The sequence below is a fragment of the Rheinheimera sp. WS51 genome (genome assembly GCF_050936095.1).
Classification (GTDB): Bacteria; Pseudomonadota; Gammaproteobacteria; order Enterobacterales; family Alteromonadaceae; genus Alishewanella.
Window position 1 is genome coordinate 90,703 of the sequence record NZ_JBOTRC010000003.1, and the last position, 22,004, is coordinate 112,706.

Annotated in this window: 20 protein-coding genes; 16 read left to right on the forward strand and 4 right to left on the reverse strand. The window is 42.4% G+C overall.

Going from position 1 to position 22,004, the window contains the following annotated elements:
* Positions 1–5: 5 nt before the first annotated feature.
* The 14 genes from hflK to alr all read left to right on the forward strand — a co-directional run bounded on the left by hflK (position 6) and on the right by alr (position 14,263).
* Positions 6–1,169: an FtsH protease activity modulator HflK gene (gene hflK, locus ACRCA4_RS05865; RefSeq protein WP_433185497.1), complete on the forward strand. Its 1,164-nt coding sequence runs from the start codon at positions 6–8 to the stop codon at positions 1,167–1,169.
* Between the two features lie 3 nt (positions 1,170–1,172).
* Positions 1,173–2,054, forward strand: a complete 882-nt coding sequence (hflC, locus tag ACRCA4_RS05870; protein ID WP_433185500.1) for a protease modulator HflC — start codon at positions 1,173–1,175, stop codon at positions 2,052–2,054.
* A gap of 67 nt (positions 2,055–2,121) precedes the next feature.
* The gene (locus tag ACRCA4_RS05875; protein ID WP_433185502.1) at positions 2,122–3,288 is read left to right on the forward strand and encodes an aminotransferase class V-fold PLP-dependent enzyme; all 1,167 of its coding nucleotides are present in this window, start codon (positions 2,122–2,124) and stop codon (positions 3,286–3,288) included.
* A gap of 116 nt (positions 3,289–3,404) precedes the next feature.
* Positions 3,405–4,703: an adenylosuccinate synthase gene (locus ACRCA4_RS05880; RefSeq protein ID WP_433185505.1), complete on the forward strand. Its 1,299-nt coding sequence runs from the start codon at positions 3,405–3,407 to the stop codon at positions 4,701–4,703.
* Between the two features lie 98 nt (positions 4,704–4,801).
* Positions 4,802–6,109: a S41 family peptidase gene (locus ACRCA4_RS05885; protein ID WP_433185508.1), complete on the forward strand. Its 1,308-nt coding sequence runs from the start codon at positions 4,802–4,804 to the stop codon at positions 6,107–6,109.
* A gap of 107 nt (positions 6,110–6,216) precedes the next feature.
* Positions 6,217–6,837, forward strand: coding sequence for a tetratricopeptide repeat protein (locus ACRCA4_RS05890; RefSeq protein WP_433185511.1), 621 nt, complete (start codon positions 6,217–6,219; stop codon positions 6,835–6,837).
* 66 nt (positions 6,838–6,903) lie between these two features.
* On the forward strand, positions 6,904–9,222 hold the full coding sequence (gene rnr, locus ACRCA4_RS05895; RefSeq protein WP_433185515.1) for a ribonuclease R: 2,319 nt from the start codon (positions 6,904–6,906) through the stop codon (positions 9,220–9,222).
* Positions 9,223–9,275: 53 nt separating this feature from the next.
* Positions 9,276–10,007 (forward strand): 23S rRNA (guanosine(2251)-2'-O)-methyltransferase RlmB, encoded by a 732-nt coding sequence (rlmB, locus tag ACRCA4_RS05900; protein WP_433185517.1) that lies wholly within the window; start codon positions 9,276–9,278, stop codon positions 10,005–10,007.
* A gap of 239 nt (positions 10,008–10,246) precedes the next feature.
* Positions 10,247–10,624, forward strand: coding sequence for a 30S ribosomal protein S6 (gene rpsF / locus ACRCA4_RS05905; protein ID WP_433185520.1), 378 nt, complete (start codon positions 10,247–10,249; stop codon positions 10,622–10,624).
* A 9-nt stretch (positions 10,625–10,633) separates the two neighbouring features.
* A complete protein-coding gene (gene priB, locus ACRCA4_RS05910; protein WP_433185523.1) occupies positions 10,634–10,939 on the forward strand; it encodes a primosomal replication protein N in 306 nt (101 codons plus the stop codon).
* Between the two features lie 11 nt (positions 10,940–10,950).
* On the forward strand, positions 10,951–11,178 hold the full coding sequence (gene rpsR, locus ACRCA4_RS05915) for a 30S ribosomal protein S18 (RefSeq protein ID WP_070050292.1): 228 nt from the start codon (positions 10,951–10,953) through the stop codon (positions 11,176–11,178).
* A gap of 19 nt (positions 11,179–11,197) precedes the next feature.
* Positions 11,198–11,650, forward strand: a complete 453-nt coding sequence (gene rplI, locus ACRCA4_RS05920; protein WP_433185528.1) for a 50S ribosomal protein L9 — start codon at positions 11,198–11,200, stop codon at positions 11,648–11,650.
* A gap of 115 nt (positions 11,651–11,765) precedes the next feature.
* Positions 11,766–13,175, forward strand: a complete 1,410-nt coding sequence (gene dnaB / locus ACRCA4_RS05925) for a replicative DNA helicase (protein ID WP_433185530.1) — start codon at positions 11,766–11,768, stop codon at positions 13,173–13,175.
* Positions 13,175–14,263: an alanine racemase gene (gene alr / locus ACRCA4_RS05930; RefSeq protein WP_433185533.1), complete on the forward strand. Its 1,089-nt coding sequence runs from the start codon at positions 13,175–13,177 to the stop codon at positions 14,261–14,263. Before dnaB ends, alr begins: the two co-directional genes overlap by 1 nt.
* A gap of 22 nt (positions 14,264–14,285) precedes the next feature.
* Here alr and ACRCA4_RS05935 read toward each other — a convergent pair whose 3' ends face one another.
* The 3 genes from ACRCA4_RS05935 to ACRCA4_RS05945 form a co-directional block, all read right to left on the reverse strand.
* Positions 14,286–14,750 carry a chemotaxis protein CheX gene (locus ACRCA4_RS05935; RefSeq protein ID WP_433185536.1) on the reverse strand — a complete coding sequence of 155 codons (465 nt, stop codon included), beginning with the start codon at positions 14,748–14,750 and terminating at the stop codon, positions 14,286–14,288.
* An 80-nt stretch (positions 14,751–14,830) separates the two neighbouring features.
* A complete protein-coding gene (locus ACRCA4_RS05940) occupies positions 14,831–15,274 on the reverse strand; it encodes a transcriptional repressor (RefSeq protein ID WP_433185539.1) in 444 nt (147 codons plus the stop codon).
* A 76-nt stretch (positions 15,275–15,350) separates the two neighbouring features.
* On the reverse strand, positions 15,351–15,566 hold the full coding sequence (locus tag ACRCA4_RS05945; RefSeq protein WP_433185542.1) for a hypothetical protein: 216 nt from the start codon (positions 15,564–15,566) through the stop codon (positions 15,351–15,353).
* A 241-nt stretch (positions 15,567–15,807) separates the two neighbouring features.
* Here ACRCA4_RS05945 and tadA point away from each other — a divergent pair, with 241 nt between their 5' ends.
* Positions 15,808–16,311, forward strand: a complete 504-nt coding sequence (gene tadA, locus ACRCA4_RS05950) for a tRNA adenosine(34) deaminase TadA (RefSeq protein WP_433185545.1) — start codon at positions 15,808–15,810, stop codon at positions 16,309–16,311.
* 168 nt (positions 16,312–16,479) lie between these two features.
* On the opposite strand, the gene mltF is transcribed toward tadA, so the two are convergent.
* On the reverse strand, positions 16,480–17,916 hold the full coding sequence (mltF, locus tag ACRCA4_RS05955; RefSeq protein WP_433185548.1) for a membrane-bound lytic murein transglycosylase MltF: 1,437 nt from the start codon (positions 17,914–17,916) through the stop codon (positions 16,480–16,482).
* A gap of 151 nt (positions 17,917–18,067) precedes the next feature.
* Here mltF and purL point away from each other — a divergent pair, with 151 nt between their 5' ends.
* Positions 18,068–21,961 carry a phosphoribosylformylglycinamidine synthase gene (gene purL, locus ACRCA4_RS05960; RefSeq protein WP_433185550.1) on the forward strand — a complete coding sequence of 1,298 codons (3,894 nt, stop codon included), beginning with the start codon at positions 18,068–18,070 and terminating at the stop codon, positions 21,959–21,961.
* Positions 21,962–22,004: the final 43 nt, after the last annotated feature.

Genomic DNA, 22,004 nt, shown 5'->3' on the forward strand with positions numbered 1-22,004 from the left:
ACAGCATGGCTTGGAATGAGCCGGGTAACAATGGTAAAAAAAACGATCCTTGGAAACAAGACGGTCGTGACCAGGGCCCACCAGATTTAGATGAAGTGTTTCGCAACTTTGGTAAAAAGTTTGGCGGAATATTCGGCGGCGGCAAGTCGTCTAATAATAACTCAGGCGGCGCATTTGCGGCGTTAATTTTAATTGTTGTTGTGGCAGCAGTTGTGTGGGCACTAAGTGGTTTTTATACCATTAAAGAATCTGAGCGTGGTGTTGTACTTCGCTTTGGTCAATATCACAGCGAAGTTGAACCTGGTATACATTGGAACCCAACCTTTATTGATAAGGTTATCCCGGTAGATATTACTAGTGTACGCTCATTACGTACTGATGGTTTTATGCTAACGCAAGATCAGAACTTAGTTAGGGTAACATTTGAAGTTCAGTATCGGGTATTTAATGCTAGAGATTATAAATTCTCAGTAGTCGATGCCGATCGTAGTTTACATGAAGCAACAGATGCAGCCTTGCGTTATGTTATTGGCCATTCAATTATGGATGATGTACTAACGCGTGGTCGTGAAGTTGTGAGACAAGATACCCGTCAAGAACTAGAATCTATTATTGAACCTTATAAATTAGGTTTAGCGATAGTTGATGTAAACTTCCGTGATGCAAGACCACCTGAAGAAGTGCGTGATGCCTTTGATGATGCAATAAAAGCGCAAGAAGACCAAGAGCGCTTTATTAAAGAAGCTGAAGCTTATGCCTTAGAAATAGAGCCTAGAGCTCGCGGTCAAGTTAACCGTATTATGCAAGAAGCTGACGCTTATAAACAACAAATTGTATTAAAAGCACAAGGTGAGGTTGCTCGCTTTGAAAAGCTATTGCCAGAATATATGGCGGCACCTAAAGTAACACGTGATCGTATGTATTTAGAAACAATGGAATATGTTTATAGTAATACGTCTAAAGTCATGGTTGATGTTGAAAACGGTAATAATATTATGTACTTACCGCTTGATAAGATGATTAATTCGTCATCTTCTACAACTCGAGATGCGGACTCTACTAGTGGTATGCCAGTAATACCAGCGCGTAGTCGTTCAGATAGCCAAGCGGCAAAAGATCGTAGAGATCCAATACGCAGTACATCAACACGCAGTAGTGGCCGGGGGTAAATGATGAAAAACTTATTAGTAGCCATAATTGCGGTAGCAGCTTTTATCTTAATTTCTGCTCTGTTTGTTGTGCCAGAAGGCCAGCGCGGTATTGTAATTCAGTTTGGTAAAATTCAACGTGATGCCCAGCAGCAAGTTGTTGTTTATGAGCCAGGCCTGCATTTAAAAATACCATTTATTGAATCTGTACGTAAACTTGATGCTCGGATCCAAACTTTAGATGACGCAGCCGATCGTTTTGTTACTGCCGAGAAAAAAGACTTACTAGTTGATAGTTATGTGAAATGGCGGATTAAAGATTTCGCAGCATATTTCTTATCAACCGGTGGCAATACTGCGCAAGCAGAAGTCTTATTAAAGCAGTATATTAATAACGGTTTACGGACTGAGTTTGGTGCGCGTACCATTCAAGAGATTGTTTCTGGCGAACGTACTGAATTAATGGAACGCGCTTTACAACAAGCGGGTGAAGCCGCTAAAGAGCTAGGTATAGCTGTGGTTGACGTAAGAGTTAAGCAGATTAATTTACCTAATGAAGTAAGTAGCTCTATCTTTGCTCGAATGGAAGCTGAGCGTCACGCGGTTGCGCGTGAACACCGCTCTAAAGGTCGTGAGAAGGCTGAAGTTATTAAAGCGGATGTTGATGCTAGAGTAACTGTTATGGTAGCTGATGCCGAGCGTAACTCGCGTACTGTACGTGGTGAAGGTGATGCATTAGCAGCAAAAGTTTATGCTGATGCCTATAATAAGAACGCGGAGTTCTTTTCTTTCGTTCGTAGTATGGAAGCCTATCGTAATAGCTTTAATAGCAAAGATGATATATTAGTTGTCCAGCCTGATAATGATTTCTTTAAATATATGAAATCAGATAAGGTGCAAAATTAACAACTAATCTTATAAGTAAAAAAGGCCCGCAAGGGCCTTTTTTATAGCAAGGATAAAGGGTGACAGTATGTACAAACAATTCTATCAAGGCTTTTTAACTGCAAACAAAGGTAAGCAACACTTTGCCTGCCATTCTCATCACTACTGGCCTGATGTTACTCGAGACGCTATGCTGGAGTATTGGGATGATAGCGCCCGTTTGGTTGATGATAAATGGCGCTATATTTTTAGCGAAAAAGTGCCAGAAACCCAACAGTTAATCGCCGATATTTTACAGCTTCCTCATCCTGAGCAAATTGTTTTTGCCCCTAATACCCATGAGCTGGTGATGCGCTTAATAAGTTGCTTTGACTTGCGAAAACCCTTACGTATTTTAAGCACGGATAGTGAATTTCATAGCTTTAGCCGCCAGGTAAAGCGTTTAGCTGAATACGATAATGTTCAGTTAGATAGCCTTGCTACTGAGCCTTTTTCTACCTTTGAACAACGCTTTATTCAAGCGGCTAGCAATCAAGATTACGATATTATTTTTGTTAGCCAAGTATTTTTTAACTCCGGCTATGCTATTAGCGACCTCACTCAATTTGTCCAGCAATTAGCAGAACAAAGCAAAGCGATGATTGTTATTGATGGCTATCACGGTTTTATGGCATTGCCAACAGATTTATCAACTGTATCTGAGCGGATCTTTTATGTTGCAGGTAGTTATAAATATGCCCAAGCCGGTGAAGGTTGCTGTTTTATGGCTGTACCCTTAGGGAGTGAGCATAGGCCGCTTTATACAGGCTGGTTTGCCGAGTTTGGCACCTTAGCTGCAGAGAAAACGGCAACAACCTTATATAGCGAAGACGGCTTTAGGTTTGCCGGTTCAACCATGGACTTTACCGCGTTGTATAGGCTAAATGCAGTTTTGCGGCTATTTAAACAACAAGGTATCACTGTTGGCCGTAGTCATCAATATGTGCAAAAACTACAGCAGGTTTTCTTAGATAAATTGGAAATCGTACAACATGCAAAACTTAATTCTAGCAGCTTGCTTATGCATGATTTAAACCATCATGGCCACTTTTTAACCTTTAAGTTAGCTAATGCATCTGAAGCCGCAGAGTTAGCCTCACAGTTAAAACGTGCTGGAATCGAAACTGATTATCGGGGCGAGCGACTCAGATTTGGCTTTGGTTTATACCATGATAGTGCAGATTATGATTTATCTTGCCTGAAAGAAACTAGCTAAATTCTGATATATATTAGAGACTTGCTAAATATACGGCTTTTTTTTATCTAGATGGCTGAAACTTAGCAAACGATTTGGTAGAATTCTCGCCTAATTTTTTCCATGATGTAGGAACCATGGCCAAAAACGTTGTAGTGCTCGGCACCCAATGGGGTGACGAAGGAAAAGGTAAAATCGTTGATTTACTAACTGATAAAGCTAGCTATGTGGTTCGCTATCAAGGCGGTCATAATGCTGGGCATACTTTAGTTATTGACGGTGAGAAAACTGTATTACATTTGATTCCATCAGGTATTTTACGTGAAAACGTTAAATGCGTGATTGGTAACGGTGTTGTGCTGTCGCCAGAGGCTTTTTTAACTGAAATGACGATGCTAGAGAAGCGCGGTGTTCCGGTTAAAGAACGGCTATTACTTAGCGAAGCATGTCCTTTGATCCTGCCATTTCATGTTGAGCTGGATAAGGCGCGTGAGCTTGCTAGGGGTGATAAGCCTATAGGTACTACTGGCCGCGGTATAGGCCCTGCTTATGAAGATAAAGTAGCGCGTCGCGGTTTAAGAGTAGGTGATTTGTTTAATCCAACCTTATTTGCTAAAAAATTGAAAGAAGTAATGGAGTTACATAACTTTACTTTAACTCAGTTTTATAAAGTGGATGCGGTTGATTATCAAAAAACCTTAGATGATGCCTTGGCTATTGCTGAAATCTTAAAGCCATTGATTGTTGATGTAACTGATTTACTAGACCGCGCGCGTTTAGCCGGTAAAGAAATTATGTTTGAAGGCGCTCAAGGTACTTTACTCGATATTGACCACGGCACTTATCCTTATGTTACCTCGTCTAACACCACTGCGGGTGGCGTGGCAACAGGAACCGGTTTTGGTCCGCGTCATCTTGACTATATTCTAGGTATTGTTAAAGCTTATACAACTCGCGTTGGTGAAGGTCCATTCCCAACTGAGTTAACTTGCACAGCCGGTGAGCACTTAGGTGTGAAAGGGCACGAATTTGGTGCTACAACTGGACGTAAGCGTCGTACCGGCTGGTTTGATGCTGTCGCGGTTAAGCGTGCTGTCCAACTTAATAGTATTTCCGGTTTTTGCTTAACTAAGCTAGATGTTCTAGATGGTTTAGATAGCATAAAAATCTGTATTGGTTATAAAGATGCTGAGGGTAATATAAGTGATATCCCACCATTAGCAGCGGAAGGCTACGATATAGTGACACCGGTATACGAAGAGTTACCGGGCTGGACTGAAAACACTTATGGCGTACAGCAATTAGAAAAACTTCCTGAGGCAGCTAGGACTTATATTGCACGTTTAGAGCAATTAACAGGTGTGCCAGTTGATATTATTTCAACCGGGCCAGATCGTAACGAGACTATTGTATTGCGTCACCCTTATGAAGCCTAAAGCTGTTGCTTTAAAGTAAATAAAAAACGCTACCTTTTGGTAGCGTTTTTGTTTTATAAAGATATGCTATTGTTAATACAAACGAAAAGGGAAACATCGTGCGGATATTATCATTATTTGTAATGCTTCTAACGCTCACAAGCTGTGGTAGTAGCGATAGCAATAATGAACTTGAGATAAATGCTCAGGTTTTTAAAGCCTTACAGCAAGATTACCTTTGGTATGGTGATTTACCTAGTAGCATAAACGCTGCAGATTATAACTCTCCTCAAACCATGCTAGCTGCTGTAGCGGCACCACAAGATCGCTTTAGTTTTATAATGACTGGGCAGGAATACGAAGATCGATTTATTAATGCAACATTTTTTGGTTATGGCTTTTCTGCAATGCGAATTGACAATGATACGGCTTTACAAGTTGCTTATGTTTATGATGCAGGTTCTGCGGCACAAAATGGCTTACGTCGCGGCGATAAAATTATAGAAATTGAAGGGGTAAGTGTAGCCGATTGGCTAAAAAAGTTAGATACAGGCTTAGTGACAGAGGATGATATTTATGGGCCAAATGAAGCTGGGGTAGTTAGGAATTTTGTTTGGCGCAAGCCTAATGGAGAGCAGCTAACATCAGACTTTATAAAAGACCAAGTTAGCACTAATACCGTTTTGCATCGCTCTGTGGTAGATGATGATTCTAAACGGTTAGGCTATTTAGTTTTTAATGCCTTTATAGAGCTTTCAGAGACAGAATTAGAGGCGGCTTTTGCTGATTTTTCAGCTCAAGGTGTTAATGAACTGATACTTGATTTACGCTATAACGGTGGTGGTCTTATCCGTGTGGCTAATCAATTAAGTGCGCAAATAGCAGCTAACAAAGTTACCAATAAAACCTTTGTTAAGTATCAATATAACGATAAAAACTGGCATAAAAACACTACAACGTTGTTCTCACTTGGGGCAGGACAAACAACATTAAACTTAGATCGGGTTATCATTTTAACAACAGAGGCTAGTTGCTCAGCAAGCGAGCTAGTAATTAATTCTTTAAGCCCCTTTATTGAAGTGGTACAAATTGGTGAAACTACCTGCGGCAAACCTGTTGGCATGATGCCTGATCGAATAGGTAATTATGTGTTAATGGCGATTAACTTTCAGACGGTTAATGCCTTAGACCAAGGTGATTATTTTGATGGTTTAAATCCTAATTGCTATGTTAGCGATAGCATTACAGGTGATTGGGGCGCAACAGATGATCCTTTACTGGCCGAAGCTTTTTATTATGTAAGGCATAATCAATGTAGTAATGTTGGTCAAGCTTTTGCAGAGAAAATGACTAGCTTCAGTACCGATAGCATGCAAAGGCAGCCCGCTAAATTAGGCTTAGCAGCTCAATTTGCTAATGAGCGTTAAGGCTAAGCTTTAACTTTAAAGCAACATTTGCAGTACAGCAACATAGGAACTTTAGAATTATTGCAATTGGCCGATAACAGAGAGTATGAGTGTTTAGAGACCATGTTATGAAGAAAACCTATTTTGTTGGCATATTTGCTTTGTTGTTAGCTCCCTTTATGGTTTCTAGCCAAGAGTTAGAAGCCATACAACTATATTCTCAAGATGAGCTATTAAGCTTAATTCGAACTAATAGCCACTTACAGCGCGTGCGTAAAGATGACTGTCAGTTAGTGAAAGACATAGAAGCGCGCGCTGATATAATGCAACTGCCAGCTTATCAATATCTTTATGGTGATATGTTGGCGTACGCAGTCTGTGTGCCGCGCAATGTTGAACGAGGCTGGGATTTAATGCTGCAATCAGCAGCCCAAGGCTTACCCGAAGGGTTAGAGCAAGTAGGGCGCTATTATCATATTGGTCGTTTTGTTCAACCTGATATAGATAAAGCCATTATTTATTTACGAGAAGCCTCGGCCTTAGGTAATTTAAACGCTCAGCTACGCTTAGGTAAGCTGCTAGTCTCAGGCCAAGGAAGTCCCGTTGATTTTGAGCAAAGTTATCGCTGGTTACATCATGCGGTAACAGCAAATCCGCAACAACATAAACAAATACAACAAACCTTAGCCGATTTAGCCAGAAAAATGCCAGAGGCAGTAGTAGCAAGGGCTAAGCGACCTATTAAATGAAGTGATACGCAAAACCGCGTATCACTGTTACACTTATTATAATTTTAGGAAGACAAAGATAACTTAATGACGGTAAATGATCCGCATCTTGCGCGTGAGCAGGAAAAATACGAGAACCCCATTCCTAGCCGTGAATTTATTTTGCAACATATCGAAAAACGGGATGAGCCAGCTTATTTTGATGAATTAGTTCAAGAGCTAGGTTTAGTTGACGATGATGCAATATTCGCTTTAAAAAAACGACTGCGCGCGATGGAGCGTGATGGTCAGCTAATCTATACCCGCAACCGCCGTTATGGCTTAGTGGATAATATGGATTTAGTCAAAGGCACCGTTTTAGGCCATCGTGATGGCTTTGGCTTTTTAAAGCTAGATCAAGGCGGGCCAGATTGGTTTTTACCGCAGTTTGAAATGCGTCGGTTATTACCTGGCGATAAAGTATTAGCCACAGCCCAAACCATAAAAAGCAAAGATAAAATAGAAGCGCGCATAGTGCGTATCCTTGAAGCGCGTGCAGAGCCTATTGTTGGTCGTTACTTTAAAGACTTTGCCTTAGGGGTGGTTGTGCCTGAAGATCCGCGTATTACCCAAGATATTGTGATCCCAGAGGGTGAACAAGGTGCGGCAAGGCATGGCCAAGTTGTCTTAGTAGAGATGACAAACAGGCCATCAAAACGGGTTAATGCAATAGGTAAGATAACTGAAGTCTTAGGTGAGCATCTAGCGCCAGGCATGGAGATTGAGGTGGCCATCCGTAACCACCAAATTCCTCACCAGTTTTCTAATGCTGTATTAGAGCAGGTCGCGGTGTATGGCGATACCGTTTCTGAGCAGGCTAAACAAGATCGGGTTGACTTAACGCAACTGGGCTTAATTACCATCGATGGTGAAGATGCGCGCGACTTTGATGATGCCGTCTACGCTGAAGCTAACCCTAACGGCGGCTGGCGTTTATATGTCGCTATTGCTGATGTGAGTGCCTATGTTCAACCGAATACCGCTTTAGATGAAAGTGCATTAGAACGCGGTAATTCAGTTTACTTTCCTGATCATGTTGTACCTATGTTGCCTGAGGCATTATCTAATGGTTTATGTTCATTAAACCCGCATGTTGATAGGTTATGCCTTGTTGCCGATATGCAAATAAGTGCTGATGGTGAGCTAGAAAGCTACCAGTTTTATCAAGCCATGATGAATTCAAGCGCTAGGTTAACCTATAACCGAGTGCATAAAATCATTCAGGGTGATGAGGAACTGCGCCAGCAATATGCTGCGAACCTGCCTAATATTGAGGCGTTACAACAGCTATATACTAAACTTGCCCAAGTGCGTACTGAACGTGGTGCGTTAGAATTTGATACTGTTGAAACACGATTTATTTTTAATAGCCATAGAAAAATAGAACAAATAGTGCCTGTGCATCGGGTTGAATCACACAAGCTTATTGAAGAATGTATGATTATGGCCAACGTAGCCGCAGCGCGCTTTATTGAAAAACACCAAGCACATGCTCTATTTAGGGTGCACGAGCGTCCAGATACAGATCGCTTTGCTAATTTCCGCCGTTTCTTAGCCGAGCTAGGTATTGAAGCGAATTTGTCGGCAGAGCCAACACCGCTTGAATTAATGCAAGCATTAGCGAGTTTAGGCGAGCGGCCGGATCGTGAGTTAATTGAAACCACTATGCTGCGGTCAATGAAGCAAGCGGTGTATCAAGGCGAGAATAAAGGCCACTTTGGCTTAGCACTAGAAGCTTATGCTCACTTTACTTCGCCTATTCGTCGCTATCCTGATTTAGTGCTACATCGCAGCATTAAATCGATACTGGCTAAGCAGGGCCAAAAAGTAACAGGGGCCCGTTATTATACTGAAGAAGAAATAGTTCCTTTAGGCGAGCAGTGTTCAATGACTGAGCGGCGTGCCGATGATGCAACACGCGAAGTAGCCGATTGGTTAAAGTGTGAATATATGCAAGATCATATTGGCACTGAGTTTAGCGGCGTTGTATCTACAGTGACTGGGTTTGGTTTATTTGTTCGCTTAACCGAGTTGTATATTGAAGGCCTAGTGCATATTTCTTCTTTAAAGAATGATTACTATCATTTTGATGCAGAGCGTCAGGTGCTTATTGGCAAGCAGGGCAACAGTTATCGGATGGGAGATGTGTTAGCGGTTAAAGTGGCAACCGTTAATTTAGAAGCACGTAAAATTGATTTAGTGTTAGCGGATGATAATCAAAGAGGCTCACGAAAAAAGCCAAGTAAAGTGAATAAAATAACAGCTAAAAAACCGGCTAAAGCCAAAGGGGCTCGTAATATTACTTCGGTTAAAAAAGCCAAGCCTAAAGCTAAATCCAAGGCCAAAAAAGCAAAAAAAGCAAAATAAAATATGATTGAAATAATAACTTTTATGATTAAAAACAGTTTAATAGGTGATAAATGAGTGCAGATGTAGTATTTGGTATTCACGCGGTAACAGCAATATTACAACGTGCACCACAAGACGTGCTAGAGCTTTTTGTAATGAAAGATCGTGATGATAAGCGCACTCAACCTATTATTCAGCAGGCACGACAAAATGGGATCTCGGTACAATTTTGTAACCGTAAAACATTAGATGACCTAGTTAAAGGCCAGCATCAAGGCGTAATTGCCAAAGCGCGGCCACAAAGTACCGGAACCGAAGCAGACTTAGATCAAATTATTGCTAGCCAAGATAAACCCTTTATTCTTATTTTAGATGGGGTGACAGATCCGCATAATTTAGGCGCTATTTTACGCAGTGCCGATGCTGCCGGTGTTCATGCCGTAGTTTCACCAAAAGACCGCTCAGTTAAGTTAACCTCAGTGGTGCGCAAAGTTGCTTGTGGCGCTGCCGAAACGGTCCCTTTTATTACTGTGACTAACTTAGCTCGCACCTTGCGTCAATTACAAGATGCTGGTTTATGGGTGGTGGGCACCGCCGGTGAAACGGAGACATTAGTCTATCAAGCTGACTTAAAAGGGCCGCTAGCCTTAGTGTTAGGTGCTGAAGGTGAGGGCTTACGCCGTTTAACCCGTGAAACCTGCGATAGCCTCGTTAAAATACCTATGTTTGGCAGTGTATCAAGCCTCAATGTGTCGGTAGCTGCAGGGATTTGTTTATTTGAAGCCGTGCGTCAGCGACAATAAATAACCCTAGTAACCGCAACTATCGGCAACAACATCTGTAACAACATCAGTAGATTAAACCGCTATGATCGACAACAGCCTATTTTGCTTAGTGCAAATAGGCTGTTGTGTTAAATGCTGCTTGTTTTTTAACTACTAAGTCCGTATTATATGCGACCTTCGGCCATACACTAACGTTCCTTGCCTCTATGAGAACCAAGGCCGAGTTCTTTGAGGCTTACTAACCGTAAGGAGCTACAATGCGTCATTACGAAATCGTTTTTATGGTTCACCCTGATCAGAGTGAACAAGTACCTGGCATGATTGAGCGTTACACTGGCTCAATCACTGAAGCGGGTGGTTCTATCCACCGTCTTGAAGATTGGGGCCGTCGTCAATTGGCTTACCCAATCCAAAAGTTACATAAAGCACACTATGTGTTAATGAACGTGGAAGCTCCACAAACTGTGATTGATGAGCTGGAAACTAACTTCCGCTATAACGACGCAGTATTACGTAACCTAATTATGCGCACTAATGAAGCCGTAGTTGAGCCATCTCCAATGGCAAAGGTTCGTGAAGAACGTCGTGAGCGCGCTCCTCGTGAAAATGACGAGCCGGTAGCAAACCAAGAGTAATAGTTGTTTATGGATAATTGCAGCGTGCTTGTTGGTAGCTTATGCCGCCAGCCGGAACACAGCGAAAGTCCAGCGGGGATCCCGCATTCAGTACTGGTATTAGAGCATCGCAGTATGCAGCAAGAAGCCGGCTTACAAAGGCAGGTTTATGTTCGGATACAAGTGGTTGCTACTGGCACTGAATTTCAACCGATAACTCGAAAATTAACGTTGGGCGATACGCTAAAAGTGACAGGCTTTTTAAGCCGACACCAAAGCCGCAGTGGCCAAGCAAAATTGGTTCTGCACGCGCAACGCATTGAACAAATAAGTTAGGAGACAGACAAATGTCACGTTTTTTCCGTCGCCGTAAATTCTGCCGTTTTACTGCAGAAGGCACTGTAGAGATTGATTACAAAGATACCGCTGTTCTGAAAAACTATGTTACAGAAAGTGGCAAGATCGTACCTAGTCGTATTACTGGCACCAGCGCTAAGTATCAGCGTCAATTAGCTCGCGCTATCAAACGTGCTCGCTACTTGGCTTTACTGCCTTACAGCGACTCACACAGTTAATACGAAAGGGGTATAAGCAATGCAAATTATTCTGTTAGACAAAGTCGCTAATCTAGGTAGCCTAGGTGATAACGTAGCGGTTAAGTCAGGTTATGCTCGTAACTTCTTATTCCCACAAGGAAAAGCAGTTCCAGCAACTAAAGCCAACACTGAGAAATTCGAACAGCGTCGCGCTGAATTAGAAGCTAAATTAGCTGCTGATTTAGACGCTGCTAACGCACGTGCAACTAAATTAACTGAATTAGCTGAAGTGACTATCGCTTCTAAAGCTGGTGATGAAGGTAAGTTGTTCGGTTCTATCGGTACTCGTGATATTGCTCAAGCAATCACTGATGCTGGTGTAAGCGTTACTAAAGCTGAAGTTAAGTTACCTCACGGTACTTTACGTGAAACTGGCGAGTTCGAAATCGACGTTCAGTTACACGCAGAAGTAACAGCGACTATTAAATTAGTTGTTATTGCTGAAGCGTAAAAGCTTTAAAGCGCACTGCAATTGCAGTGCGCTTCTCTCCTGTTAGATTCTTTACAAAAATATTCCTCTCTTTACTTCTTATTCTGCGCTTAGCAAGGTAGCATTATGCTGTCTAATGCCAACTGATCCAGGTGATATGAGTAGTTCAAAAGATAAACAAGTCGCAGCGGTTAAAATGCCGCCCCATTCTATTGAAGCTGAGCAGTCAGTTCTTGGCGGCTTAATGCTAGACAATGAAGCTTGGGATAGAGTTGCTGAAAAAGTTGTTGAGCAAGATTTTTATCTACGCGCACATCGCTTTATCTTTAGCGCTATGTCGCAGTTAGCCGAAGCTAATCAGCCGATTGATATTATTACGGTGTCAGAATCTTTAGAAGCTAACCAAAAGCTAGAAGATGTCGGTGGTTTTGCCTATTTAGGTGAAATTGCTAAAAACACCCCTAGTGCAGCTAATATTCTAGCCTATGCGGTAATAGTACGTGAGCGGGCAGTGGTCAGAGATATGATCTCTGTTGCGCATGATATTGCTGATGCTGGCTATGATCCGCAAGGTCGCAATAGTGCGGAGTTGCTCGATTTTGCTGAAACCAAAGTGTTTAAAATTGCCGAGCAGCGCGCCGATGCTAATGAAGGCCCAGAGCCAATTAATAGCATTTTAGCCAAAACCATTGATAAAATTGATGAATTATTTCGCAACCCTAGTGAAGGTGGCTTAACTGGGGTCTCTACCGGTTATGTTGATCTAGATAAAATGACCAATGGTTTACAGCCCTCTGATTTAATTATTGTTGCGGCTCGGCCATCAATGGGTAAAACCACCTTTGCGATGAACTTATGCGAACACGCGGCTATTACTAGCGAAAAACCGGTATTGATTTTTAGTTTAGAGATGCCTTCTGAACAAATTATGATGCGTATTTTGGCGTCATTAGGCCGCATAGATCAAACCAAAGTACGCACTGGTCAATTAGAAGATGAAGATTGGGCAAGGCTGTCATCGGCAATTGAGCTCTTAAATAGCAAGGGCAAAATGTATATCGATGATGCCTCGGGCTTAACACCGACTGAGGTGCGTTCACGTGCTCGTCGTGTCGCCCGTGAGCATGGTGGCTTAAGCATGATAATGGTCGATTACTTACAGCTAATGACAGTGCCGGGGTTAAGTGAAAATAGAACCTTAGAAATTGCTGAAATTTCTCGCTCATTAAAAGCCTTAGCTAAAGAATTAAAAGTGCCAGTTGTTGCCTTATCACAGTTAAACCGTTCATTAGAGCAACGTTCTGATAAAAGACCGGTTAACTCTGACTTACGTGAGTCGGGTTCAATAGAGCAAGATGCCGATTTAATTATGTTTATCTATCGCGACGAAGTATATAACGACGATAGCCCCGATAAAGGTACTGCAGAAATTATAATAGGTAAGCAACGGAATGGCCCAATCGGTCGCACGCGTTTAACCTTCCATGGTCGTTTTTCGCGGTTTGATAATTACGCCGGCAGTAGTCGTTTTGAGGATGAATATTAATGAATCGTCGTCCTCAGGCGCTTATTAATTTACAAGCTTTAGAGCATAATTATTTACAGATCAAACAACTTGCTCCTAATAGCAAAGTATTAGCGGTTTTAAAAGCTAATGCTTATGGCCATGGCATGCTGGCAGTTGCTTCAGCGTTAAAACAAGTTGATGCCTTTGGCGTGGCACGTATTGATGAAGCGTTAGCCTTACGTGGCGGCGGCGTGGTTAAGCCTATCGTATTGCTAGAAGGCTTTTTTCATGTTGATGAGCTAGAGCAGGTTGTGGCTTCTAATTTACAAGTAGTTATTCACCACAGTGCCCAAGTAGATGAGCTATTAGCTGCCAAACTTGATGCTCCGGTGCGGGTGTGGTTGAAAATTGATACTGGTATGCATCGCTTAGGTATAATGCCCAATGAGTTTGCTAGCATTTACCAACGCTTAATGGCCAGTGAGAATGTGCAAGGGCCAATGCGCATAATAACGCATTTTTCAAGCTCTGATGATGTATCAAGCGTAGCAACTGTAAATCAGTTCTCGTTATTTCAAACAATTACTGGCGATATTAGTGCCGAGCATTCACTGGCTAATTCTGGTGCAATACTTAATTGGCCAGTTACTCATGCCGATTGGGTTCGACCGGGCTTATTGTTATATGGCGTATCACCTATGCAAGGACGCACAGGGCGCGATCATGGTTTAATACCTGTTATGACCTTAGTAAGTAGTGTTATCGCTGTACGTGACTTGGCACAGGGTGAAGCGGTTGGCTATGGTAGCAGTTGGCAAGCTAAAAGGGCCACGCGTTTAGCTGTGGTGGCTATGGGCTACGGTGATGGCTACCCAAGAGCGGCTAGTAATAAAGGTGAAGTGTTAATTAATGGCCAGCGTTTTGCCATTGTTGGCCGTGTTTCCATGGATATGATAACTGTCGATATCGGTGCTGCTGCAATTTGCGTGGGCGATGAGGTTATTTTTTGGGGTGAAAATTTACCTGTTGAGCTATTAGCCGAAAAGGTGGATACCATTCCTTATGAATTACTTTGCAATATAAGCAGCCGAGTGCAATTTAGTTATAGTAATCAGCCTGATATTTAAGCGCTAATAACACTAAGCACGCTTATTTATCGAAGCTGACTTCAATGTGCACTTTGCCAAAGTCTGAATCGAAAGGCATTAAAATTTTCGCCCCTTCAGATTTATGAGAAATAGTATGATCTTTACCTGAAACCACAACAGGTGTGGCCATAGTAAAGTCATAACCTTTATCGGCTAGAATACGTTTAGCACCGCCGGTAACCATATTGGTAATTTCACCCACCATATCAGTTACATCAGCATCAATACCCTTTGGCCTTTCGCCTAGCATTCTAAACATTAACTCGATGGCTAAGGGGGCTTCAAAAGTAATAGAAAATGAACCTTTAGTTTGTGGGCTAATCATGCCAATTAATCCCGATACATCACCACGTGCGATTTCATCTTTCTTAATCCGTGGTTTACCGGGTGTAATTTTAGTATTAGCCATAGTGCCAAGTACATTAACTAAGGAAGTAAGAAAAGGATTAATAAACTCTACATTCATATCTAAACCTATCGAGAGACTGCTCTAACAACGATTATAAACTTAAAATAGCAATTTGTAGGTACAAGTTAAAGCTTATTTTAATTTGTTTTCTTACTACACTTATTACAAACACCATGGGCTTCAATAGTTTGATGAGAGATAGTAAAGCCAAGGTTTTTAGCTTGTTGATCAAACTCTTGTTGTAATACGTCAGAATGTAGCTCATGAACATTGCCACAAGTATCACAGACTAAAAGTTGCGCAGGATGGTGTTCATCAAAGTGATGACAAAGTAAAAACGCATTACTCGATTCTATTTTATGGATAAAACCTTGCTCGGTAAGAAACTCTAAGGCTCTATAAACGGTGGCAGGCTTAGCGGCTGGCTCTGTTTGTTTAAGCTGCTCAAGCAACTCATAAGCGCCAATACCGCCATCAACTTGGGCTAATAAGCGAAATACTTTTTCTCTAATGGAAGTAAAACGGGCTCCATTATTTTGACAAACCGTGCGGGCACGGGAAACCAAAGATTCTATTGACATATATAGCTCCAAGTCGCAATTATCGGCAGTGTATCATAACAGGATATAACTGCCATACTGGCGCTATGAGACAGCGTTACTTTAAACGGTCAATTTGCTCTTTAAGCTGATAAGATTTATCAGTCACAATACTCTCTAAAGTGGCAACGCGTTGTTTTACGCTATTTAATTCCACTCTTAATTCATCTATGTCTTTGTTACTTGTTCTATGTTTATTTTTGCTGTGCACTTCGTAAGCTGAATAAGCTAAGCCACCAATAATAGCGATAGCAGCGATTTCAAATGGACCCATGTTGTTTTCTCCTTAAACTTAGAAAAGTACTGCTACAGGTTTTGCAGCAGCCTAAAATATTATTATATTAATGTTTACAGATGATGTTGCAAAGCTAATGCCAATTTTTAATTTATTATTAATCAGTAGCTTATGTCTATTGCTGTGCTTGGGTTAGTGCATTTAAACAATAATTTAGCCAGTTTCACTAAAATATAGTGGTAAACTTAATCTCACGTCTAGCCATAAATTGTAAGCCATTATGACCGATGAAGATTGGATGCAACATGCAATAGCCTTAGCCGCTAAAGCAGAAGCGCAAGGTGAAGTGCCTGTGGGTGCTGTATTAGTTAAAGATAACCAGCTTATTGCTGAAGGGTGGAATCAGATGATTAGCAACCAGGATCCGTCTGCCCATGCCGAAATGCAAGCGATACGTGCCGGTGCTCAGGCTATAAATAATTATAGATTAATAGATTGTACACTATATATCACCCTAGAGCCTTGCAGTATGTGTGCAGGTGCTATGGTGCATAGTCGAATTAAACGTCTAGTTTTTGGTGCTCATGATTTAAAAACAGGGGCTGCAGGATCCGTTTTGAATATTGTTCAAAAACCCGAGTTTAATCATCAGCTCGAGGTTGTCTCTGGCGTGTTAGCTGAAACTTGCTCTGAGCAGTTATCAGCGTTTTTTCGTCGCCGTCGAGCGCAAATTAAGGCTGCTCGTCAACAGCAGAAGCTTCTAAAACAGACTGCTGGCGAATAAAGCCATAATAATGGCGACGGCGTTGATGGCTTTTAACCACCGCAAAGTGGCGTTTTACTTTGCGCCTATTGGCCGCTACATGAGATTGGTGGCGGCGATTTACTTTAAGTCGGCTGTTATTTCGTGTTTGCATATACTTCCAATGCGATGTCTATCTGGCTATTGCCATTAATTTTCAATAATCTCAGGTTCTATCTCTGGCAATGTAGCGGAATCGAGTTGCTCACTCAATCGAATTTTTTGCTGCTCTATTCGCAGCTCAGCCTGTTGACGTTCATCAACCCAGAGTAACGTATCATAATAACGACGTATGTTTTCAACATAGGTTACGGCTTCATCGCCACGAGCATATCCATAGCGAGTATGTTGGTAATGGCGACGTTGGCGCAGTAAAGGTAATTGCACTTTCACATCCAGCCATTTATCAGGATCTGCGCCCATGCCTTGAGTTAACTTACGGGCATCTTCAACATGGCCCCAGCCGATATTGTACGAAGCTAAAGCAAACCATAACCTATCTGGCATAGGAATACGCTCAGGTATGCGACTAAATAAACGATGTAAGTAACGGCTACCTCCACGTATGCTTTGTTCAGGATCAAGTCGGCTGGTTACGCCCATTTGTTTTGCTGTTGGTAAGGTTAGCATCATTAAACCGCGAACCCCTGTTGGGCTTTTTGCCACTGGGTTCCAGTGCGATTCTTGATAGCTAAGTGCGGCTAATAGACGCCAATCAAGTTCACCAGCATATTGTTCAAATAAGGGCCTAAAACGTGGCAACACCTGCTCAATCGCATCGATATAGGCTAGGGTATCTACATAGTCAAAATCTTGCACATGACCGAAATATTTATCTTCTAAGGTAATTAAGGCGCCACTTTGATAGACATTACCAAAAAACTCGATTAACACGGCAAAGAATGAATCATCAGTGCTGTTTGATAGCAACCAACTTACGGGTAAATTATCTTTTACCGTCATGGCTATGCTTAACTGAGGATAAAAACGGCGGTTGAGAGCTAATTGGTTTGAGTCAGTAATGGTATAAGCGACTTCACCGTCAATAACTTGCTGTAAAATTTCTTCTGAATCTAAATGATTATCCTCTTGCCATGCTAAATCAGGCTGTTCTTGTTGCAACTGACGTAGGGTTTCAGAGTGGCTACTGTCTTTCACTACTACGATAGGTGCGGTTAAATCATCTAAGGTCCGTGGCCAAGTTTCACCTTGGCGAAAGACTAATACTTCATTTATCCAGCGATAAGCGGGCGTTGCTCTAAACTGGGCTTTACGCTGCTCGGTTAAGGTTAAGCCACCGGCAATATAGTCTACTTTTCCTTCGGCAAGCTTTTGTAATAAATCATCTAATTGATAGCTTGGGTATAATTCTAATTTAACACCGAGTTGATCGGCTAAAGCTTGGCTGAGCTCTAATTCGAAGCCAACCGGGCCATCAATACCAACATAATAGCTGGTAGGACCATGTAGAATGCCGACTTTAATGCTGTCTCGTTGATAAATTTGCTGCAGTTGGCTAGAGTTTTGCTCTGCAGAGCAGCCAACTAACAGGGTTAATAAGAGTAACCAGAAGCTACTTTTTTGCATGAAATCTCACTTATTCGGGCGTTCTGATCGCAGTTATAACAAACTTCTGGTCATCAGTCAGTTTTTACTCATACCACTTCGGAAGAATTTTCTTTATAATGACGCACCTGTTTTAGGTTCCATCGTCGTTCAACCAACGGAAAACAAGCCTATGTTGATCCTGCGTGGTGCACCAGCACTGTCTGATTTCAGAATCCAAAAACTACTTGAGCAAGCTGCTCAAAGTGGTTTAACCATCAGCAATATATATGCTGAATACTATCACTTTGCTACTACTTCGGCGCCGTTAAGTGCTGAAGAGCAACAAACACTTAATAAGTTACTGACTTATGGCCCAAGTATTGCCAGCCATGAACCTCAAGGTCAATTACTTTTAGTTACACCAAGACCAGGGACAATTTCGCCTTGGTCCTCTAAAGCGACCGATATTGCTCATAATTGCGGCTTACAGCAAGTGCAGCGCTTAGAGCGTGGCATAGCCTATTATATCAGTGCAACTGCTCCTTTAGAGCCGGAACAATTACAACTATTAGCTGCTTTATTGCATGACCGAATGATGGAAACTGTATTTAGCCAGTTAGAGCAGGCTGAGGCGTTATTCCAACAAGCCGAGCCAGCAGAACTAAGCTCAGTGAATATTATTGACGGCAGCCGTGATGCCTTAGTTCATGCTAACTCTAGTATGGGGCTAGCTTTAGCTGAAGATGAAATTGATTATTTATATGAAAATTTCACTAAGTTAGGCCGTAACCCTAATGATATTGAATTATATATGTTTGCCCAGGCTAACTCTGAGCACTGCCGACATAAAATTTTCAATGCTGACTGGACTATTGATGGTGTTGAGCAGCCGAAATCGCTGTTTAAAATGATTAAAAATACTTATCAACAAACACCAGACTATGTGTTGTCAGCCTATAGCGATAATGCCGCTGTAATGGAAGGTTCAACAGCTGGTCGCTTCTTTGCTCAGCCTGGAAGTCATGATTATCAGTATCATCATGAGCCAATTCATATTTTAATGAAAGTAGAAACGCATAACCATCCGACAGCTATTTCACCTTATCCTGGGGCTGCAACCGGCTCGGGCGGTGAAATTCGTGATGAAGGCGCAACCGGTATTGGCTCTAAGCCTAAAGCGGGTTTAGTGGGTTTCTCAGTATCTAACTTACGTATTCCAGGGTTCGAGCAACCATGGGAAACCGACTTTGGTAAGCCAGAGCGTATCGTATCTGCTTTAGATATTATGTTAGAGGGACCGCTAGGTGGCGCAGCCTTTAATAACGAGTTTGGTCGACCAAATATTTTAGGTTATTTCCGTACTTATGAAGAGCAAGTTCTTAGCCATAACGGCCAGGAAGTGCGTGGTTATCATAAGCCAATTATGCTAGCGGGTGGTTTAGGTAATATCCGCCAAGACCACGTGCAAAAAGGCGATTTACTGCCAGGTTCTAAGTTAGTGGTTTTAGGTGGCCCTGCGATGAATATCGGCCTAGGTGGCGGTGCGGCTTCTTCTATGGCATCTGGTGAGTCGGCAGAAGATTTAGACTTTGCCTCAGTGCAACGGGAAAATCCAGAGATTGAACGGCGCTGCCAAGAAGTTATCGATCGCTGCTGGCAAATGGGCAAAGACAACCCTATCGTGTTTATTCATGATGTCGGTGCCGGTGGTTTATCTAATGCCTTCCCTGAGTTAGTTAACGATGGCGGTGTTGGCGGTAACTTTGAGTTACGCAATGTACCGAATGATGAGCCTGGCATGTCGCCACTGCAAATTTGGTGTAATGAGTCGCAAGAGCGCTATGTTATGGCGATCCCAGCTGACAAAATGGCTGTCTTTGAAAAAATATGTTTACGTGAGCGCGCGCCTTTTGCTGTTGTAGGTGAAGCGACTTCAGAGCAACATTTAACCCTTACAGATAAACATTTTGGTACTACACCTATTGATTTACCGCTAAATGTTTTATTAGGTAAGGCGCCGAAAATGCATCGTGATGTTGCTAGCGCTCAAACTGTTGGTGAGCCATTAGCTTTAGCCGATGTTAGTGTAAGTGATGCGGCAGAGCGGTTATTACGCTTACCGACGATTGCTGAAAAATCGTTTTTAATTACCATTGGTGATCGCTCAGTAACCGGTTTAGTGGCACGCGATCAAATGGTTGGCCCTTGGCAAGTGCCGGTAGCTAACTGCGGTGTAACAGCAGCAAGTTATGACACTTACCACGGTGAAGCTATGTCGATGGGCGAACGTACGCCTGTTGCGTTATTAGACTTTGCCGCTTCAGCACGTTTAGCCGTAGCCGAAGCGATTACGAATATAGCCGCCACTGATATTGGCACTTTAAAGCGTATTAAACTCTCTGCAAACTGGATGGCCGCAGCAGGTCACCCAGGTGAAGATGCTGGTTTATATGCTGCTGTTAAAGCCATTGGTGAAGAGTTATGCCCAGCCTTGGAAGTTACTATTCCGGTTGGTAAAGACTCCATGTCAATGAAAACACAATGGCAGCAAGAGGGTGAAGATAAAACCGTTACCTCGCCATTATCATTAGTGATTACGGCCTTTGCACGAGTAGAAGATGTTCGCAAAACGGTTACACCACAATTACGTACCGATAAAGGCAAAACGCATCTGTTATTAATAGACTTAGGGGCGGGGCAACATCGTTTAGGCGCATCTTGTTTAGCTCAAGTTTATAAACAGCTCGGTCAAACGCCGGTCGATTTAGACAGCCCTGAGTTATTAATTAACTTTTATCATGCTATCCAGCAATTAACGACAGAGCAGAAGTTGTTGGCGTACCATGATCGGTCAGACGGTGGCTTATTTGTTACCTTGGCTGAAATGGCCTTTGCGGGTAAAGCAGGCTTTAATGTTGATATAGACGCTTTAGGTGCTGACGATTTGGCTGTGTTATTTAGCGAAGAGCTAGGTGCGGTTATTCAAGTTTCAGATGCTGAGCTAGCCTATGTACAACAAGTATTAGCACAGCATAATTTAGCTGAGTTGAGCCATGTTTTAGGTACAGTAAACGACAGTGATGTGCTGAATATTAACCGTCAACAGCAAAATGTCTACAGTGAAAGCCGTACCCGTTTACGTTGCATTTGGGCGGAAACTAGCTATCAAATGCAGGCATTGCGTGATAACCCTGAAACCGCTAAACAAGAATTTGCTGCTAAAGCGGATAAAACGGATCCAGGCTTAAATGTAAAACTAAGCTTTGACTTAAATGAAGATGTTGCTGCACCTTATATCTTAAAAGGCGCGGCACCTAAGATAGCTATCTTGCGTGAGCAAGGTGTTAACTCGCATGTTGAAATGGCTGCGGCCTTTAATCGTGCAGGTTTTAGTGCTATTGATGTTCATATGAGTGATATTCTAGCTGGCAGAGCGAAATTAAGTGACTTTAATGGTTTAGTTGCCTGTGGTGGCTTCTCTTACGGTGACGTACTTGGTGCCGGTGAAGGTTGGGCTAAATCTATTCTGTTTAACTCACAAGCTCGCCAGCAGTTTAGCGATTTCTTCAACCGTGATAGCACCTTCTCGTTAGGGGTATGTAACGGCTGTCAAATGATGTCGAATCTAAAAGATTTGATCCCAGGTGCAGACTTATGGCCGCATTTTGTCCGCAATAAGTCTGAGCGTTTTGAAGCCCGTGTTAGCTTAGTTGAAATTCAGCAAAACCCGTCTTTATTCTTTGCTGGCATGCAAGGTTCACGGATGCCAATTGCTGTATCACATGGTGAAGGCCATGCTGAGTTTGCAGATAAAGCCGCTTTTGCTAAAGCAGATCAAAGTGGCACAGTGGCAATGCGCTTTGTTGATAACTATGGCCAAGTAACGGAGCAATACCCATTGAATCCAAATGGTTCGGCTGCAGGTATTACAGCCTTAACCTCTGCTGATGGTCGTTCAACAATTATGATGCCGCATCCAGAGCGAGTATTCCGTGCAGTGGCAAACTCTTGGCAGCCTGACGGTTGGCAAGAAGATAGCCCATGGATGCGAATGTTCCGCAATGCACGAGTATGGTTAGGCTAATCTTAGTTTAATTAAGCTTATCGTGTTGTAATAAAAAACCGCC

Coding starts and splice junctions, on each gene's coding strand:
- ACRCA4_RS05875 (WP_433185502.1), top strand. CDS start 2,122: ATGTACAAACAATTCTATCAAGGCTTTTTAACTGCAAACAAAGGTAAG.
- mltF (WP_433185548.1), bottom strand. CDS start 17,916: ATGCAAAAAAGTAGCTTCTGGTTACTCTTATTAACCCTGTTAGTTGGC.
- ACRCA4_RS05945 (WP_433185542.1), bottom strand. CDS start 15,566: ATGGGTCCATTTGAAATCGCTGCTATCGCTATTATTGGTGGCTTAGCT.
- rnr (WP_433185515.1), top strand. CDS start 6,904: ATGACGGTAAATGATCCGCATCTTGCGCGTGAGCAGGAAAAATACGAG.
- rpsF (WP_433185520.1), top strand. CDS start 10,247: ATGCGTCATTACGAAATCGTTTTTATGGTTCACCCTGATCAGAGTGAA.
- rplI (WP_433185528.1), top strand. CDS start 11,198: ATGCAAATTATTCTGTTAGACAAAGTCGCTAATCTAGGTAGCCTAGGT.
- rpsR (WP_070050292.1), top strand. CDS start 10,951: ATGTCACGTTTTTTCCGTCGCCGTAAATTCTGCCGTTTTACTGCAGAA.
- ACRCA4_RS05890 (WP_433185511.1), top strand. CDS start 6,217: ATGAAGAAAACCTATTTTGTTGGCATATTTGCTTTGTTGTTAGCTCCC.
- alr (WP_433185533.1), top strand. CDS start 13,175: ATGAATCGTCGTCCTCAGGCGCTTATTAATTTACAAGCTTTAGAGCAT.
- ACRCA4_RS05935 (WP_433185536.1), bottom strand. CDS start 14,750: ATGAATGTAGAGTTTATTAATCCTTTTCTTACTTCCTTAGTTAATGTA.
- dnaB (WP_433185530.1), top strand. CDS start 11,766: ATGCCAACTGATCCAGGTGATATGAGTAGTTCAAAAGATAAACAAGTC.
- ACRCA4_RS05940 (WP_433185539.1), bottom strand. CDS start 15,274: ATGTCAATAGAATCTTTGGTTTCCCGTGCCCGCACGGTTTGTCAAAAT.
- rlmB (WP_433185517.1), top strand. CDS start 9,276: ATGAGTGCAGATGTAGTATTTGGTATTCACGCGGTAACAGCAATATTA.
- ACRCA4_RS05880 (WP_433185505.1), top strand. CDS start 3,405: ATGGCCAAAAACGTTGTAGTGCTCGGCACCCAATGGGGTGACGAAGGA.
- tadA (WP_433185545.1), top strand. CDS start 15,808: ATGACCGATGAAGATTGGATGCAACATGCAATAGCCTTAGCCGCTAAA.
- hflC (WP_433185500.1), top strand. CDS start 1,173: ATGAAAAACTTATTAGTAGCCATAATTGCGGTAGCAGCTTTTATCTTA.
- hflK (WP_433185497.1), top strand. CDS start 6: ATGGCTTGGAATGAGCCGGGTAACAATGGTAAAAAAAACGATCCTTGG.
- priB (WP_433185523.1), top strand. CDS start 10,634: ATGGATAATTGCAGCGTGCTTGTTGGTAGCTTATGCCGCCAGCCGGAA.
- purL (WP_433185550.1), top strand. CDS start 18,068: ATGTTGATCCTGCGTGGTGCACCAGCACTGTCTGATTTCAGAATCCAA.